Source organism: Enterococcus larvae (assembly GCF_017830045.1).
GTDB lineage: Bacteria > Bacillota > Bacilli > Lactobacillales > Enterococcaceae > Enterococcus_L > Enterococcus_L larvae.
The window spans coordinates 198689-217494 of sequence record NZ_JAEDXU010000007.1 but is presented as its reverse complement, the minus strand read 5'-3'; the positions used below and the strand labels follow the sequence as shown (position 1 = coordinate 217494).

The following is an 18806-nucleotide window of genomic DNA, read 5'->3' as shown; positions in this document are numbered from 1 at the left end:
GGATTTCAAGCAATAAAACAGAGTGAGCATCAAAATCTGTTCCCACTCTTTTCCATACCTTAAATCGGAATAAACGGCGAGTCAGAAGCAGCTCCTACGGCAGTAAGTCGGAATTCAACAAAAATTTGTGGAACAATTTTCGTGAATTCCGGCTTACTGCTTGTAGCTAAACACTTCTGTCTCGACCTCTTTGTTTCATGAATCATCATAACCATACATGTATCAAAAATGCATTTTTTCTGCGTAGTCCTTCAAGCGTTCTTCTCGAATTTTATGGACCATGTCAACAATCGGCGACTCACCTGAATGATAGGCTTTATGGATTTCAGCAGAGACTGTCAATAAGTTCTGCTCATGATCTGTTCCATTCTGCGAGACAAAAACCAGATGATGGATCGCCAGTTCCCCGTTACTTGCAGGTATTCGTATACCATGCCGATTATACTGGGCCAAATCTTCCCCGCTGACCTGACAATAAAAGCGATCCCGACAGGCGATTCGATATGGTAAGCTTGCCATATGTCGCTTTGTAAAGGTTGCCTGCGAATAGTTTCGCGAACAGCTATCCTTGCAAAAGGAACGACGCCCTTTCGGAAGCTCCTTGCCACACCACTTACAGACTGTCGACTCTCGGCGCAGATCACATTGATTGTAACCCAGCGTCTCTCCAAACTGGCGCTCATATTCGGCCAAACTCAACCAGCTTCGTTGAAAGCCCCAGTCGTTTTGGCGAAGCTGACTGCCTTTGCCTTTATACTGATTTTTTTCCGGAAGAGCTGCAACAAGATCTTCCAGCCCTACGGTTTCCGGTTTTATTGCTTGTCTACTTATCGATAATTTATTCAGTTTTTGCCCATCGAATGTATAGACAGAACGGCAGCGAAAGCAAAGACATAATGTATCTTGTCCTACATCATCTAGTAAAATATCTAATTTTCGACGGCAGTCCGGACAATTAGCCCCGACCAGCTTAACTCGTTTATAAGACATAGCTGTTTTGTACTCCTATTTATGTAATTTATCTTGATAGATACCCAGTGATTTCTTGCTTGTTAAATCGTAGGGATCACTCCAGTTATTTTCAAACGATCATATAGCTTCTTTACAATTGAAATTTTTCGCGCTATCCTACAAAGAAAGAGGAGGTATCTTATGGCAATCGATTTGACTCGTGAACAGCGTCTGGAATTGTGGCAGAAGCTGACACCTTTACAGCAGGAAACTCTGCAGCAATTCAAAAAATATCGAATGCAGTCCATTTTTCTAACTGAAAATTTCTTGAAGGATGAGGAATGGCTGTTTGTTGACTTTAAAGAAAATCCTCTTTACCCCCATGGTGAAGAAGGGAAGCTTTTTTGCCGTTGTGGTCGAGAACTTAAATATCAGTTTACTTTGGTTTCTGAAAAAACCGGTGAAACACTACAGCTTGGTTCCACACATTTTGCTCAGCACTTGGGTGTAACGCCTCAGATTGCCCAGCAAGTTCAATCCGGTATTCATCAGCTGGATCGTGGTGTCGATCTGATTTTACTTCGTGTCGAAAAAGAGCTTCGTTTTCCTAAACGGTATTACAATCTATTTATCAATCGCGGGCTGAAAAAGCAATGCAGCACCGCATTTCTGACACGTCTAGCAGCCTTTGCGAAGGCCGACTTACCCTTGTACGAAGAAGATAGTCAAGAGTTGATCGAACGATTGAAAAAGTCAGGCTTCAAAATCGATACAATCGGGCCACCGGCACCATCTACTTCAACAGATAATGCACTCAAAAACTTGATTAGCCTGATCCAACGATATGAAGTAGGCGAAATTGTTCCTAACGACGAGCTGCTGACCTCATTAAACGTATCTCCTAAGGATTTGACTCGCTGGCTGGGACTTCTTGAGTCACCCAAATTCCCCGTCCAGCTAAAAGAGGTCAACACGAATCATTATCGTATTCGTTGATGGAAAAAAACTGTAAACTCTTTCCTATTGTATCAAACAAAATGAAAAACTGCCTGCTTATTATATGATAGTCGTTCCATACGATAAGCAGGCTGTTTTTTTCTATTCAAAATAATCCTTTAAACGATTCTATCCTTAATAAAAAGACGGCTTTCCCCAATTCGTATCTGGTTCGCTTACTCCCAAGCTCGTATTTTTGTACTTTTCTTTATCGGCTAAGATACCCATGATCAAGCGTACAACTGCTTGGCGAGAAATCTGTGCACCGATAAATGGTTCTCCCTTTTGAGAAACTTGATAGCTTTCATTGCCTTCTTGATCATAAAGCCATGTCAATCGCAAATTAACATAGTCAAGTCCGGAGCCTTCCAAAATATCCGCAGCTTTTCGATGACGTTCTGTGCTGGTATTTCCAACCATTCGTTTATTCCATTCACCAAATGCCCCTGCCACTTCATCATAGATGCCCAAAATATTTGCACCAATGATCCAAGAAACACCTGCTTCCTTCATGGTCAATATGATTTCTTCTGTCACTTCAGGTGAGTTCATATCATTTAAATAAACAACATCGACACCTGTCATGGCTAAGATCAGTTTATTTTTTTCACTAAAATCACCATCAAAAATTGTTTCTCTTTGCGGTTCACTGATTTTGATTCTTCGACTGATATTCCGACCATAAAGAACCAGTGAATGGCTCGTTTCTGCTAAAAGTCTATCAATCAGCATTTGGCTGATTTGACCGGCAGCTCCTAAAATAAGAATGTTCATTCGTTTCCCTTCTTCCCTATTATTTCCAAACTAAATAGCACCAACTACTCGATGGGGAATATACGGTTCCTCCAAATAAATAATCTCATCAGCACTCAGTCTTAACTCAATGGCAGGAAGTGCATCCAATAAATGACTTTCCTTTGTTGCACCAATGATTGGTGCAGCGACCGTTTCTTTTTGCAGCAGCCATGCCAGTGCGACTTGCGCCCGTAAAACGCCATGATTTGCAGCAACTTCAGCGACTCTCTGAACAATCGCTTTATCTTGCTTCTCCGTGGTATCATACTTCGATTTCGCAGTAGTATCTGTTAAGAACCGCTTGGTTGCCGCCTCCCAATCACGCGTCAGACGACCAGCAGCTAATGGGCTGTAAGGCGTTACCGCAATCCTCTGATCCTCACACAATGGCAGCATCTCCCGCTCTTCTTCTCTATACAATAGGTTCAAGTGATTTTGCATGGAAACAAATTTGGTCCAACCATTTTTTTCTGCAACAGCCTGAGCCTTCGCAAACTGCCAAGCATACATAGCAGAGGCCCCAATGTATCGAACTTTACCGGATTTCACGATATCATGAAGAGCTTCCATGGTCTCTTCGATTGGCGTGTGATAATCCCAACGATGAATGATATACAGATCAATATAATCCATATTCAAACGTTTCAAACTCTGATCGATTTGATGAAAAAGGGCTTTACGAGAAAGTCCGCCACTGTTTGGCGCTTTCTTCATTTTCATGTAGGCTTTGGTTGCTACAACGATTTCATCACGATTCGCATAGTCATTCAATGCTTTCCCAAGAATTTTTTCGCTGGCTCCATATGAATAGATATTGGCTGTATCAAAGAAATTAATGCCCAGCTCCAAAGCTTTTTTGATGACTGGCAAACTTTCTTTTTCCCCCAATGCCCACTCATTGAAGCCGCTATTAGGATCGCCAAAGCCCATTGTCCCCAGACAAATCTTTGATACGTCCATTCCAGTATGACCCAATTTTACATACTCCATTACTTATTCCCCCTATTTCTTTTTCAGTTACTCAACAAAATCTGTTGATGCAGCTGATTCTCTTTGTTTGTCAAAATCAGCAATTCGCGTTTGCAGCACACTGATTGTACTTTCCAACGCTTGCGAGCCTAATACAAGCCGCAAAGGCGCTGGTTCAATTTCCGCACTTTCAATGATTTGAGCAGCCATTTTCTTTGGATCGCCCGGTGCTGCTCCATTTGCCTCGTCCAGCATCGGTAAAAATGCATGGGCAGGATTGCCGTTATATTCAGGCATCAGCTTCGCTACCTTGGCACTTCCGTAACGAAATTCTGTTCTTGCTCCACCTGGCTCTATGATCGTCATCCCTATATTAAAAGGAGCCAGCTCCTGTGCTGCAGATTCACAAAAGCCTTCGATCCCCCATTTCGTCGCATGATACATCGAATTTCCCGGAAATGCCACTTGCCCTCCATAAGAGGAAATCTGAATGAAGCGTCCATGCTTTTGTTTTCGAAAATATGGAATCACTGCCCTGATCAGTTGGATCGATCCAACTAAATTAGTCTCAATGATCTGTATGACTTCTTGATCACTCACTTCTTCGGCTGCACCAAACAATCCATAGCCGGCATTACTAATGACCACATCAATTGTGCCAAGAGAAGCAAAAACGTTTTCTACTAAAGCCTTGATTGCTGCTGTATCTGTCATATCCAGAAAATATCGGAAAAAGGTTTCCGGGTATTGCTGCATCAACGCCAGTACATGTTCATCATTACGAACGGTTCCAATAACTCTATCGCCCTTTGCCAACAACTGCTTTGTCAGTTCTAAGCCAAAACCACTACTTACACCAGTAATCAACCATGTCTTTTGCATCATTCATTTCTCCCCTCTGTTGTTCATTGACTCTGCGGCTTCATTCAGGCAACGTAGTGCATTCAAGCTTCTCGGATAGCCAATAAAAGGAAGACACTGGGAGATAATCTTTATTAGAAATCTCTTGTCATTGCCGATCTTCATATTTGCTGCTGCATGTGCGGTCAACTGAGGTTCACATCCCCCTTGCGCCGCCAGATAGCAAAATGTAAGCATCTCTCTTTGCTGAATCCCTAAACCGGTTCTTGTATAAAAATCGCCGAAGCAATTATCTGTCAGCCAATAATTGATATGACGGCTCTCTTTCGGACCGGAATGAGCAAACCCTCTCATACTTTCTCCAAAAATTTCTATCTGAACTGCTTCCCCTTTTTCCAGTCGATTCTCTCGTATGGTTGTTCCTTGATTTGTCAGCGGCAGAGAAACACCTTGCTCCTGCAACACCTCATTTGTCACTTTCAGAAACGGAAATACACGACCAATCCCTAAATACGGAACTGCCTGATAAACGATTTCCTTTACCTCTACAGGTGTCACATCAAAGTTCAATGCTGCTCCCAGCATCGCTCGGTATTCATCGATCCCCTGGCAACCGATCAAAACAGCTAAAATTGCCTGCATTCGTGTCTTGTCTTCTAAATCATCACTATTTACCACTTCATCAAAAGTAAAATTATCAAATAACTCAATAAACTCAGGATCTGTAGCAAGAAAAGTTGATTGGTAATCAGGAAACATTCGGTCGTGATACTCTTTCGCTTTATCTGTCATACTCATTGATTTGTCCTCGCTTCTCACTTGTTTTATGATTACCTTCATTTTACTCCTTTGACAACTGACAGCAATTTCCATTAATAATGGTTTGCATAAGTTTTACTTATGTGAAGAAACGAATGATGTTACAGCTGAACACTAGGAACACACCCGTTCAGTTTCTCTTTATCAGCGACTATTTCCTTCACAAAAAGAGCTGTGACAGCCATCATGAGACTACTTGCTCTCATTCATGCTTATCACAGCCCGTTACGCTATTCTTTTATCAGCAATTCCTTTAGAAGCTCCGCAAATTCTTCGATATAGTAATTACTGCGCTTCTTCTGCCAAAAGGCACAGTATTTTCTTGTGATCGCTGCCTGATCCTTTACCAGAGGGATTCGTCGGATCGTTCCCACAGGCTGAGGCAAGGTCCCTACACTCTCGATTGGTAAGAATCCTCTATTCCCAGCTACTAACAGCCTGCCTTCATCCAGACTTTCAGCAAACAAGAAGTTCCCTCTGAAGCCCAAGGTATGTTTATAGTAATCTTCCTCAATTGCCTGTTGTTCCTTTGTCGCAATCAAAATACAGGGTATATCTTTCAGCTCTGTCAATGTAAGCTCTGTTTGACGACTCAAAGGATTTCTTATTGATAACTCTGCGTACATCTCAGATCGCACCAGCTCCACGTTCATGTAGTCCTCTGAAAACGCTCGACGTTGGTCACTTAATACGATATCTACACTCTTCTGACGCAGTTCATGATACAGTTCCTCATGAGTGCCGTTGATGATACTCAAGGAGATCTCCGGATAGCGCTCGGAAAACACTGCAACCGCTTCATGCAGCTCCAATCCGCCATACACACGTAAATAACCAATTTTCAACTGTGACTCTTTACTTTCACCGATTTGGATCGTCTCTCTTTTTAACTTTGTGATATCAGCTAAAAGAAGCTTACTTTGCCGATAGAAATGCTCCCCCGCCGGTGTCATCTGAAAACTTCGATGCTTGCGGTGAAGCAGCTCGACCCCCAGTTCCTCTTCCAATGATTGGATTTGCTGAGAAATGGCCGATTGAGAAATAAACGAAGCTGCCGCCGCTTCTGTAAAACTATTATGCTCAACAACAGCTACAAAATACTTCATTTGATTCAACAGCACGCCGTTCACCTCATCTTTTTATTTCATTCTTCTCCTCATAGTTTATCATTTAATCACCCATAAGTGTTCATTTCTTCTACTCATTGATGGTATCGAGAATCGTTTAAACTTCTTTTTAGATTTGCGGTATACAGCAAAAAGGCACACCCGAATTTTCCGAGGTACCTTTCTTGCTATTTTAGCTATTGTTTCAGTTTATTGAATCTCTAATTTATTTCAACTGCTCAGTCATTCACTGCTCATTTTGTAATTGTCCTTTAAGAAACGCTCCAGTATAGCTATGGTCGCAAGCCATGACTGTTTGTGGAGTTCCCTGAACAACGAGATTACCGCCAGCATTGCCGCCTTCCGGTCCCAGATCGATGATCCAGTCTACATTACGAATGACATGCTTATTGTGTTCAATGATAAGTACAGTATGACCGGCATCTGCCAATGCAGAAAACAGCTCCAATAAATTTTGAATATCAGAAAAATGTAGTCCGGAGGTCGGTTCATCCAGCACATAAAGCATCTTTTCTGACGGCTTTTTACAAAGAACCCTCGCTAGCTTCATCCGTTGCGACTCTCCGCCTGACAGAGTACGAATCCCTTGACCGAGCTTGAGGTACCCAAGCCCAACCCTACAAAGTGTTTGTAGGATTGCCGTTATTTTTTTATTTCCCTCAAAAAAGAGCAGGGCTTCTTCTACTTGCAATTCTAATACCTCAAAAATATTCTTGCCCTCATAATGAACAGCCAATACATGGTTTTTGTAACGTTTGCCATGACAAAGCGGGCACACCGCCGCTATATCCGCCGAAAATGGGACAACAATCGTCTGAATCCCCTCACCTTTACACGCATCACATTGCCCTTCTTTACTGTTGAAGCTGAATGCCGAAGCACTCAATTGCGCTTCTTTTGCCTGTTGAAGTGCTGCAAATAATGGACGAAGCTCGTCAAGCAAACCGATAAATGTTGCAAGAATCGAGCGCTTGTTCCCAACAATAGATGCTTGAGAAGCATAAACGATTTGCTGAATATTTTCTGCTCCGATGATTTGCTGACAATAACGTTGTGTAGGCTCCTTATTCAGCTGTGCTTCTATAGCCGGAATAAGTACCTTTTCAGCCAATGTGCTCTTCCCTGAGCCGCTGACGCCAGTAATGCAGGTCATGTACCCTTTAGGAAACTGAACATTGATTTCCTTCAAATTATTTCCCTGTGCCTTCTCCACCTGTATCCATTTGGTTCCGTCACTCAGCTTCGGTCGATCAATCAGGATGCTCTTTCTCCCAGTCAAGTACTGTGCTGTTTGAGTTTCCCCAGCCTGAAGCAGTTTCGGATCGCCTTGCCAGATAAGCTCTCCACCATGTTGTCCTGCACCTGGACCAAATTCAAGCAGCCAGTCTGCCGTCTGTAGAACGGTCTCCTCATGCTCTACAACCAGTATCGTATTGCCTTCCTCTTTCAGTCTGTGCAATGAATGCAGGATGTTTGAATAATTCCTTGGATGCAGTCCTGCCGTCGGTTCGTCCATCACATACAGCAAACCGGATAGCCCTATCCCCATTTGAGCAACTAACTTCAGCCGTTGCAGCTCTCCCCCTGAAAGTGTCGGGATCGTCCGGTCTAATGTAAGATAGGCAAGCCCCACCTCTTTCAAGTAGACTGTCTTTTGATGGATATCTTTTAGCAAGGCACTACTAAGCTCTTGCTCATGAAACGTCAAAGCCTCAGGCAATGACTCCACCCAATGAAGTACGTCTGTTACGGTCATTGCGGTAATTTTCGGGTAGCGAAGCCCTGCCACAGTGACCATTCGTCCCTCTCGTGCAAGCCGTTCCCCCTGACAAACAGGACATGCCACCGCCTGCATATAGGAAGCTGTGATTTGCTCCGCTGTACTGCCGCCTTTTTTCAGCAGTCTGTTCAGCACAGGAATTGCTCCTTCAACCACTCGAGTGATTGTACCGCTGCGCCCATTTTTCGGATGCACATAACTCCAGGAAACCTCCATTTCACCACTTCCATATAGAGCAATTTGGCGAAATTCTTCTGGAAGCTGAGTCCAAGGCTGTTCAAGGTCTATCTCCATTTTATCCGCGAGAGCGAGAAGCTCGCCGCGCATCCAGTTCGCCGTTGGTTTTTTCCTGAAAGAGCGAACATCTCCCCAGTAATCAGACGCACCATCCAATAGGGATACTTCCGGATGTGCCACAACTAATGCCGGATCGATATCGACCGTTTTCCCTAAACCATTACATGCGCCGCACATGCTCTCCGGATTGTTGAAGCTGAAAACGGCTGGTGACATCTCAAATAGAATCGTTTCACAATGGTAGCACATCTCCCGCGTTTGCAACAAGATCGGTTCGTTGTCATCTATCACTAGATAGAATGCACCTTTTCCAGCATCCAAAGCCTGATCCACATATGTTTCCCACACTATTTTCTGTGCTTGCTCCGCCAGCGAAATGATCTTCATATCTTTATAAGAAAGGAACTTCAACTTGTGCTCTAAAGCTAAATGATTCACGATTTCAACCAGCTCATCTCGGCTTTTAGGACGCACCGCTTTGCCGCATTTCGGACAATGCCGATGTCCAATTGCAGCATACAACAACCGTAAGCGATCCTGAATACCAGTAAATGTCCCCACTGTCGATCGTGGATTGCGTCCAATAGATCGTTGAGCAATCGCTACAGCTGGCGGCAATCCTGTAATCGTATCAACCTCCGGCTTTTCCAGACTGTCCATCGTTTCAGAAAGACGCAGACGACTTTCTGCATATAATGTATCAAAAGCGAAGCTGGATTTCCCACTACCGCTGACCCCGGCTACAGCAACTATCTTTTCTTTCGGTAGCACAGCATGCACATTCTTCAGATTATTTTGTCTTGCACCATAAACCGCAATCGCCTTCTTATCTCTTTTTTTGATTTCCTGCTCATCAAAGTCCAGCAAAGGTGTTTCCAGGCTCTCCAACTGTAAATAAGCATCCAGCAACTCGGTCTCACGATCATCTAAAATGATTTCACCGTCCGTTATCGGCAATGCCATATCCTTGTGATTCGGCCAATGAGCCAACCAAGAGGGAACAGAAGAATCGTTTACCTTATCGATTGACGGTATGTAGGGTCTGATACCAACCAACGGTGTTTTATCAAAACAATCCAGTCCCGCCACTTCAATCGATTGCTCCTCCTGATTGATAGAAATGATTTGTACAACTGTTAAGGCAATTGGATTGGGACGCACAGGGGAACGCGTAGCAAATATACCACTGCGTGGCGCCTGTTCATAAGGAGGCTCACCTTGTACAATTCGTCGATACTCCTTCTTGTCAAAACGGGAAAACCACCATAAAACCTTGAGATACTTACTCTCTTTACTCACAGATACAAAGCCTTCAAAATCTTCAGGATAAAGAAAATAGCGATTTTGTTTTTTTCTGATCGTTCCTGCACTGGAAAGATCAAGCTGATCAAAGCCGCCAGCTTCCTTAGCCTTATCTGAATATTCATCTTCCCTGTCATCACTATCAGCTACAGCAATCCGGTCTTCACAGGGCATATAAGGTTTGATGTCATAGAGCACGTTGCCTTCCAACAAACCGCAGTCAACAGCTAGACTGATCTGACCTTTTTTTTCGTCAACTTCTTCCAGTTTGGCCACACGTACCAGTAAATTTCCAGTTCCATCACTAAAAATCAGCGTGCCATGACTGAATAAGGAGAGATGCTTCAGCGCAGCAATCAATCGTTCCTCCTTTAGTTCAATAACCAGACGATTTCCTCGCCTGTGCACAGTACCAATAGCAATCAATTTATGTGTACTCATTGAAAACCTCCTTGAATTTACTGATTCTCCATGAGAAATCCAGCGGTGTTCCTCCATGATAAAGCCTCACATCATGTGAGGGTCAACCCTGATTTTCATTTCCAAACACTAAAGCAAGTCAATTTTGATAAACAAAAAAAGTGCGGGACAATAATCAAAACGAAAATCATCCTACACTCTAAATACGAATAGACGGCGAAACAAAAGCTACTCTGCACTTCGCTCCGATTTCATCGAACGCTCCCATCTAAAGAGTCCAGTCTTTGAAATCCTACTTAATTCTCAGAACCTCCTGCTTTTGGTCCAACCTCTTCTCTTTATATATTTTTGATATATGTCAGATGAATTTCCTTTAACCACAACACTCTATTTCAATTGCTTGGTCAAGGTCTGACACTCAACGCCGTCCTCCAGATAAATTTCTGAAGACAGCACATAACCACACTTCTTATAAAATTCAACAGCCGTTAACTCCGAGTGAATATCCAGCGTCGTCACGCCCATAGAATCAGCATGCTCCTCCATTAGTTGAATCAGCTTCGAGCCAAGATGAAACCCTCTGTATTCTTTCATCGTTGCAACCCGAGTGATTTTCGCAGCAGTCTCATTGACCTGTGTAAATCTAGCAGTTGCCACAGGAAGATTGTCTTTATAGGCGACAGCATATGTCGTACCATCTGTATCATTCTCATCAAACTCATCTTCGATTGCTATATTTCTTTCCAGCACAAACACATTCATACGAACAAAAAGAGCGGCCGCACGCTGCCACGATGTATTATTTATAACGAAAGTAAATGATTTCATTAGATTCAGATACCACCTTTCCGGCTTAGCAACAACAATCATATGCTTTAACTTGGTAGGCATTCAAAACAGCATAGCTCTAAAACTACGTGTGATATAATAGAAATATAAAGCAGGTTTTGGAAGCATTCAAAACAGCATAGCTCTAAAACAACAACAGCAAGGAGCGCACTCAGGTCAGCGTTTTGGAAGCATTCAAAACAGCATAGCTCTAAAACTGCATAAATCCAGCAACACACAATACTTCAGTTTTGGAAGCATTCAAAACAGCATAGCTCTAAAACGTATCAAAAACCATAGACCCGTTTGCATTGGTTTTGGAAGCATTCAAAACAGCATAGCTCTAAAACAGCAGGTGATAAAAAAACTATTAATTTTGCGTTTTGGAAGCATTCAAAACAGCATAGCTCTAAAACTTAAGCGGTCGATTAATTGCGCTACCTAATGTTTTGGAAGCATTCAAAACAGCATAGCTCTAAAACAATTGAAGATGTCTTTCTCGCAAACGGAGTGTTTTGGAAGCATTCAAAACAGCATAGCTCTAAAACACTTATCTAGAAGACTATCAAGACTACAAGGTTTTGGAAGCATTCAAAACAGCATAGCTCTAAAACCTCGCAGAAAATTTTACTTCCCCAAGATTTCGTAATCGCGCTACTCGTCCATAGCAAGACTTCAGTCTTGAACGCCTCTTTATTAAGAGTTTTTATTTATTCAATTGTCAATTTACTACCTCTATTATACCATTTAATTTACATGTAAAAAATAGTCCTCGTCCAAAACATACTGCGGCAATGTATCGACTCTCCTTGGTTCTACAAACAACACGTCTACAGTAGACAACGAGATATAATCACTCAATTCTGCAAGCTCCTCATTCGTAAGATATGCACAGACATTAACAAATACAAGCAATCTCTTCTTCGACAGATACTTATACACCTGAATAATTTCAATGAGCTTTTCAAAAATCGTATCACTTCGTGTTTCTATCTTGATTCCCAAAGCCTTGAACAATTCCAGAACAGTAATCTCATCCTCTTCCAAATCAAGTTCATGCTCCAATAACTCATAGCCAATCAATTCACTAATTGTGGCAGTCAACTTATCAATCATCGATTTCACTTCTGGTTTTTCATTCAACTGCTCTTCTAAATCCGCATAAATCAACTTCAAGACAGCAGATGAATTGACATCATATCCCAATATATCTGTGACAATCATTAATTCAGAGGCTTTGGCTGTTTTATATTTCTCATCGAATACTTTTAATTCACTTTGTTCATCATATTGATACAACCATTTAATCACATTTGCAAAAACCTGAACATCTTCAATAGCAAGCATTGTAGTTGTCATTATTTCTATTGGTTCATCCAGTAATCCAAAATTAAGCTTCATCATAGTTTTCTCCTAAAAAAACAACTCTAGCATCTGAATTCCCTGCGCTTTGATCCCGCTCTCCATTCAAATAGAGCATACGTGCAAACTGTTTTTCTGTTACTGTTAACAGCGTAATCAATCCTTTTTTCGGATTGTTCTGCTTCAACCGCGCAATCATTGCTTGATTTGCTGTTCCATTTAGTAGTAATTTACTGTATACAGAAAACTGGTGCATAATGAAACCCTCACTTAACAAAAACTTGCGAAAACGCCGATATGCTTTTCTGTCATCAGCAGTTTCTGTCGGCATATCAAACATCAACATCATTCTCATATAACGATAACTCATATCCTAAACTCAGGAACTCCTTCCATCTCTTCATTCAATACCTTCACAATTTTTTTCGTATAATCGCCAGCAATATTCGTTAAAAACATTTTCTTTTTGTTATACATGTAGTTATTGGTAAACAACTCGAACAGTGCACGTTTCATCAAAGGAAATGGTTCTTGACGCTTTGCATAAATAATCTGGTCAACGAGTGGTCGAAACGGCTCCATCAGATCACTTGCCAGATTGAAATCATTAAATTGATTGGCATGCTTCAGACCAAATTGGGTCATACATCCGGTTTTAACTAATTCTCTAGAAAATATACTTAGTAACAAAGTATACCCGTAGTTCAGCCCTGCATTAATATCGTTATCCTCTTCCCTAGTGAAGCCATTTCCAAAAAGTCTATTGAAATAAATCCTTGCTGCATGCCCTTCCCGATTGGTTGGATCAAATGACTCTAATCCATCATGTAAATGGAGCAACGCCTCAGCCTTCTCATTGTGTCCTTGCGTCTTCAACTGTTCACTTTGATTCAAAATTTTCTGTGAAATAATCTCTGTCCACACAACAGCTTTTCTGTCAGAGGACCAGGAAAGCTGTTTAGATAATTGCAGGCTGCTGTCATGACGTCCATAAAAAGGCAATAATTTCCCAATCGGCAGCCGCTTATCATCACAAAAAAGAACTAAAATGTTTTCATCGACCAAGCGCTTGATTAACATTGTCGTAAGTGTGATATCCGTCGTCTCTAGTAAAAGAACATCTATTTCTGATAAATGAATCATCTCATGCTGATTGATCGATTTGAAAATCAAATGATTATTTTTATAGGATAGTTTTGAATGTGTGTTAACAATAACTGTACGCCACCCCATTTACTCACCCATCTTTCTATGAGTTTCGTAAAGTCCGGTAATGGACTGATCAATCACAGTACTATCCAATATTTCTGAAATGCTTGTGTATCGTTTTCTTGGAATTGTTTTACCAAAAAACTTGAAGTCTGCCGGTGCTCCCATTGCATTAAATACCATAAGATTTATAAAAGATTCTGCCAGCTCTTTACTGTCAGCCTCGCTGTTTTTTTCATATAAGGCAATGATTGTCTGCAAGTTCTTATCCGCTAAAGTATACTTTTCTGCAAAGGTTTTTACATGTTCTAACAGTTCAGAGAATTCCGTTCGATGTGCTGCTATATAATCTGAACTGACACCCTCTATTTCATCATATCGTTTTGCATGGTATAACAATGTTCCCAAATGATCAGGTAAGACCATCTGATTGCCTTTTTGTGCCTCTCTTGCACTGGCAAGTAGTCGACGACGTCCATCTTCAAGCTCATAGAGCGTATATTTAGGTAACTTTAGATAGACTTGCGGATTTAGATATCCTTTATTTTTTAGATATTCTATTGGATCTTTCTCAAAGGTTCTCTGTTCCATGATAGTGATACCTACAATGCTCTCCGTTCGTTTCTTTTTCTTACCTTTTTCATGAAAAATGACAACTGAATAGGCAATGATCGGACTGTCAAAGCCACCATATTTCGCTGTATCCCATCCATTTTTTCGAGCAATGAGCTTCGCTGATTCTCCTTTAGGTAAGATGGATTCCTTTGAAAAACTGCCTTTCTGTATCTCAGTTTTCTTCACTATATTCATTTGCTGATAGCCCATTACTTTTTTAATCATAGCAATCGCTTTTTTATCCCAAAGAATTTCTCCATTTTCATCAATGATTGGTTCGTCTCTCGTAAAAAATTTCATGAGATTGGTATAGAATTGCTTTTTAGCTGTCGCTTTGTTTTCTTTATACGAATTAAACTTACGATAATCACCATAAACAAATTCTGGTGCAAGCTTTGGATATACTTTCAGTAAAGCATTGGCAACAACACCATTTAGATACGCATCATGGGCGTGATGATAATCATTGATTTCACGCACCTTATAAATGCCGAAATCTTTACGAAATTGGCTAGTCAAGGCAGATTTCAAAGTAACGATCTGCACATGTCTTATTGTCTTCCCTGTTTCATCTTTTTCAGGATTATAACGCTGGTCCAAAATTCTTGCGACATTTTTTGTTATTTGGCGAGTTTCTACGAGTTGACGTTGAATGAAGCCTGCCTTATCTTCTTCAGTCAGACCGCCCTTCTCTGCTTTGATTAAACGATTTAATTTACGCTCGCTGATCAAGTTCGAACGATGAAGTCTCTCCCAAAAACCTTTCATACTTTTTACAACTTCAAGACTTGGAACATCATCAGATTTTCCACGATTTTTAGACGAGCTTACCAGTACACGATTATCAAGTGAATTATCTGTTGTAAAACTTTGTGGAATAATGTGATCGATATCATAGCTTGATAGATTATGGATATTCAATTCTTCTCCTGTATACATATCTTTACCGTTTTGAAGATAGTATAAATACAATCGATCATTTTGCAATTCTTTATTATCTGTCGGGTGATCCTTTAAAGCATTCCCTCCAAAATCCTTAATAGCTTCTTCCAATGCCTTGTATCGTGGTTTAGAGTTCCCTTTCCCTTTGGCAGTCGTTTGATTTTCTCGTGCCATTTCCACCACAATGGTTTGAGGAGCGTAGCCCATAATTTCTACCAATTCATCAACGATTTTCAAACTTTGTAAAATTCCCTTTTTGATTGCAGGACTTCCAGCAAGTGTATCAACGATTTCATGTAGACCTTTTGTATCATTGACTGATTGTGCTTTTCGAATTTCTTCTTTAAAGGATAAATTATTATCATTGATCAACTGCATAAAATTCCTATTGATATTTTTAGAAGCACCATCATCATCCATTAAATAATCTAGAATTGTTTTTTGAGATTGTTTCTCACGAATACCATGAAGTAATTTTCCCGATAATCGTCCCCAGCCAGTGTAATGACGACGTTCAAGCTTTTTCAAAGCCTCTTTACTCAATCTATCGGCATAATTGTTTAGTTGCTCACGAATCATTTGGCGATCTTCAAAAACAGTTAATATCTTAATGATTTCTTCAAACATCTCTTCGTTTTCCGTTGCATCAAGCAGCCCATGCTCCACCCCCAATTTGACAAAGTCATGATAGGTCCCATAGCTGGCATTAAACGCTTTCTCAATACCTTGAATGGTCGGATTTTCAACATTGTATTCATTTCTTAGAAATAGTTCAAGCAACTTTCGATTGACCTTTCGATTTTTCTTGAACAATTCCTTAACAATTTTTTCTTTTTCATGACTTGAAAAGTTCTGTACTATCCCTCTATCATCCGTATAGCTGACTTTGGTCAGCTCATTATAAACCGCATATTTCTCATAAAGCATGCTATGTTTCGGCAATACCTTCTCTGTCGGTAAATACTGGTCAGTATTCGTCATTTTTTCAATAAAATCAGTTGCTGACTGACTTAAATCCACAACCTCCTCCAAATTCCACGGTGTAATCGACTCTTCTTTTTTTCGAGTCAACCAGGCAAAATTGCTATTTCCTTTTGCCAAAGGTCCTACATAGTAAGGAATTCTAAAGGTCAATATCCTTTTGATTTTCAAAAAGCTTTCTTTCAAAAAGGGATAGTAGACTGATTGACGATGAAGAATCGCCTCCAACTCATCTAAATGAATTTGATGCGGTATCACACCATTATCAAATGTTCGTTGCTTTCGCAAAAAGTTTTCTTGATCAATTTTAGTAATGAAATACTCTGCACCTTCAACCTTTTCAATATGCTTTTTAATATATTTATAGAAATCTTCTTGCTTCAAACCTCTACCTGCTAAATAGCCGGCATATCCGTCTACCTTTTCATTATTAAACATGTCCTGATATAGTTCCGGAAGTTCATTACGAATAAATTTTTTAAACTGTTTCAAATCCTTCTTATGATCTTCAAAACGCTCAATCATGCTGGCAGAAAGCTTAGCTTTCGTTTTTTTATCATTAACAGTCAATATGCCCGATAACTCTACTGCTTCATAGACATTTTTTGCTGCTCCAAATACATCTGCATACTCATCTCCTACTTGTGCCAACAAACTTTCTACCAGTTCATCATAGTCCTCTTTGGGAAATTGTAATTTTGCTTCCTCGTCTAAACTAAATACTTTTTTGAAATTCCCTTGATTTCCAGCAATCATTTTTAGAAATTGCATAAAGGTTCCAGTTGATTTTTCGCCAGGGAACATTTTTAAAACTGATTCAGCTTTTCTGGCTCGTGACATTTTTTCAGTAAAAGTCGTACCAATATTGGTCTTCTCATCAATAGGATTTACTAGTTCACCACTTGCCTGTAAAGAAAACGTTTGATTATACTGTTGTAAAAATTGTTTGAATGTTTCTTCAACTGAAGAATTTTCGGTACTTAAATTCCCTTCAATCAAAAAATGTCCACGATATTTGATGATATGAGCGATTGCCAAATAGACCAGTCGCAAATCTGCTTTTTGATTAGAGTCTGCTAATTCCTTTCGCAAATGATAGATTGTCGGAAATTGTTGATGATAAGCTACTTCCTCTTCCAACGTAGCAAAAATTGGATGCCGGTCATTGCATTTATCATTTGCTACTAAAAAACTATCTGCCAACCGATGAAAAAAGTTTGAATCAACCTGCTCCATTTCCTCAGTAAATATTTCTTGGAGATAAGCAAGACGGTTACGTCGTCTAGTAAGTCTCCGTCTGGTCGTTCGTTTTCCTCGTCTATCCGCTGCCGTTTGTCCCTCATCAAAAAGGCGAACACCCCAGAAGTTTTTCTTCACATTCTTCTTTTCAGTATTTCCGTTGATTTTCATTCTTCGGCGAACCAAATTGTAATCCTCTGTCAACACAGCATAGCCAACAGAATTTGTTCCTATGTCTAATCCAATCGTATAATTTTTCATGTTCTCCTCCTTTTGTCAACGCTTTCTTTTTAAGAAACATAAATGAACTGATCAACCAATTTTTCAATCAGTAATTGTATATTTTTTATAGTTTGATATAATAATATTGTTGGTAGCATTCACAACAACATAGCAAGTTAAAATAGGGCTTTGTCCGTAATCAACTTTTTAAGTAGCGCTGTCTCGGCGCTTTTTTTGTTGCTTCTTTCAACTACTTTATGCAAAATACTACCTAATTATTGTATCATATTCCACTCTCAATACGAATGCTATTTCTTCATCATGTAAACAGTACAGAACATTAAATAACATAACTTTACTTCCGTCACCAATAAAGATAAATCATTATTTACTTCCAACATGCAATTATTCATTTCCTATCCTCTTACCATTTAAAAACAAAAAAAATCATCAGACTTGTACGTCTAACAATTGTAAGGTATAACATATTCTGTTATTGAACTCCACAACTCTTCTTTTGTAGGAAAATCAATACGATTCCAAATTATCGCTTAGTAAATTGATATAAAAATATCTCAATTTTTTTCGTTTCTTTCCCTCAATATACAATCTTGTATTCCTTGAAAATAAGAGTATATTCACAACAATAAAACTCTAAAACCCCTGTTAGATAACGGGGGCATTGTAACATTTCGGAAGCATTCAAAACAGCATAGCTCTAAAACTGTTGCTGTTGTGGTCTGGTTCCCTGCCATGTTTTGGAAGCATTCAAAACAGCATAGCTCTAAAACAACGGATTAGGTGGGGAAACTATGTATATTGTTTTGGAAGCATTCAAAACAGCATAGCTCTAAAACTGTCAAACTCGTCATATACTCGGTTGATACGTTTTGGAAGCATTCAAAACAGCATAGCTCTAAAACGTGCGATCGCTTGGCGATTTGCGTTGTACGGTTTTGGAAGCATTCAAAACAGCATAGCTCTAAAACCTCGCAGAAAATTTTACTTCCCCAAAATTTCGTAATCGCGCTACTCGTCCATAGCAAGACTTCAGTCTTGAATACTTGTTTACTATTCACTTTTTTAAAGCT

Annotated in this window: 13 protein-coding genes and 2 CRISPR repeat arrays; of the genes, 1 reads left to right on the top strand and 12 read right to left on the bottom strand. The window is 40.2% G+C overall.

Features of this window, described 5'->3' with window-relative positions; translation table 11 throughout:
- Positions 1–222: 222 nt before the first annotated feature.
- The gene (locus I6N96_RS14005) at positions 223–990 is read right to left on the bottom strand and encodes a hypothetical protein (RefSeq protein WP_209558173.1); all 768 of its coding nucleotides are present in this window, start codon (positions 988–990) and stop codon (positions 223–225) included.
- Positions 991–1152: 162 nt separating this feature from the next.
- Here I6N96_RS14005 and I6N96_RS14000 point away from each other — a divergent pair, with 162 nt between their 5' ends.
- Complete coding sequence (locus I6N96_RS14000) at positions 1153–1947, top strand: hypothetical protein (RefSeq protein ID WP_209558172.1); 795 nt, start codon at positions 1153–1155, stop codon at positions 1945–1947.
- Between the two features lie 135 nt (positions 1948–2082).
- Here I6N96_RS14000 and I6N96_RS13995 read toward each other — a convergent pair whose 3' ends face one another.
- The 11 genes from I6N96_RS13995 to cas9 all read right to left on the bottom strand — a co-directional run bounded on the left by I6N96_RS13995 (position 2083) and on the right by cas9 (position 17754).
- Entirely contained in the window at positions 2083–2721 is a 639-nt protein-coding gene (locus tag I6N96_RS13995; RefSeq protein ID WP_209558171.1) for an NAD(P)H-binding protein, read from the bottom strand.
- Positions 2722–2751: 30 nt separating this feature from the next.
- On the bottom strand, positions 2752–3732 hold the full coding sequence (locus I6N96_RS13990; protein WP_209558170.1) for an aldo/keto reductase: 981 nt from the start codon (positions 3730–3732) through the stop codon (positions 2752–2754).
- 27 nt (positions 3733–3759) lie between these two features.
- Positions 3760–4596, bottom strand: a complete 837-nt coding sequence (locus tag I6N96_RS13985; protein ID WP_209558169.1) for an SDR family oxidoreductase — start codon at positions 4594–4596, stop codon at positions 3760–3762.
- Positions 4597–5370 carry a carboxymuconolactone decarboxylase family protein gene (locus I6N96_RS13980; protein ID WP_209558168.1) on the bottom strand — a complete coding sequence of 258 codons (774 nt, stop codon included), beginning with the start codon at positions 5368–5370 and terminating at the stop codon, positions 4597–4599.
- Positions 5371–5621: 251 nt separating this feature from the next.
- Positions 5622–6512, bottom strand: coding sequence for a LysR family transcriptional regulator (locus I6N96_RS13975; RefSeq protein ID WP_209558167.1), 891 nt, complete (start codon positions 6510–6512; stop codon positions 5622–5624).
- Between the two features lie 232 nt (positions 6513–6744).
- Complete coding sequence (locus I6N96_RS13970; protein WP_209558166.1) at positions 6745–10338, bottom strand: TrmO family methyltransferase domain-containing protein; 3594 nt, start codon at positions 10336–10338, stop codon at positions 6745–6747.
- Between the two features lie 366 nt (positions 10339–10704).
- A complete protein-coding gene (locus tag I6N96_RS13965; protein ID WP_209558165.1) occupies positions 10705–11145 on the bottom strand; it encodes a GNAT family N-acetyltransferase in 441 nt (146 codons plus the stop codon).
- A 50-nt stretch (positions 11146–11195) separates the two neighbouring features.
- A CRISPR array of direct repeats spans positions 11196–11759; the repeat unit is 36 nt; unit sequence GTTTTGGAAGCATTCAAAACAGCATAGCTCTAAAAC.
- A 133-nt stretch (positions 11760–11892) separates the two neighbouring features.
- Positions 11893–12546, bottom strand: a complete 654-nt coding sequence (csn2, locus tag I6N96_RS13960; protein WP_209558217.1) for a type II-A CRISPR-associated protein Csn2 — start codon at positions 12544–12546, stop codon at positions 11893–11895.
- The gene (cas2, locus tag I6N96_RS13955; RefSeq protein WP_209558164.1) at positions 12536–12877 is read right to left on the bottom strand and encodes a CRISPR-associated endonuclease Cas2; all 342 of its coding nucleotides are present in this window, start codon (positions 12875–12877) and stop codon (positions 12536–12538) included. The genes csn2 and cas2 overlap by 11 nt, the downstream gene beginning before the upstream one ends.
- On the bottom strand, positions 12874–13740 hold the full coding sequence (cas1, locus tag I6N96_RS13950; RefSeq protein ID WP_209558163.1) for a type II CRISPR-associated endonuclease Cas1: 867 nt from the start codon (positions 13738–13740) through the stop codon (positions 12874–12876). Before cas1 ends, cas2 begins: the two co-directional genes overlap by 4 nt.
- Entirely contained in the window at positions 13741–17754 is a 4014-nt protein-coding gene (gene cas9 / locus I6N96_RS13945; RefSeq protein WP_209558162.1) for a type II CRISPR RNA-guided endonuclease Cas9, read from the bottom strand.
- A 650-nt stretch (positions 17755–18404) separates the two neighbouring features.
- Positions 18405–18704: direct repeats of the CRISPR family, unit length 36 nt; unit sequence GTTTTGGAAGCATTCAAAACAGCATAGCTCTAAAAC.
- Positions 18705–18806 lie beyond the last annotated feature (102 nt).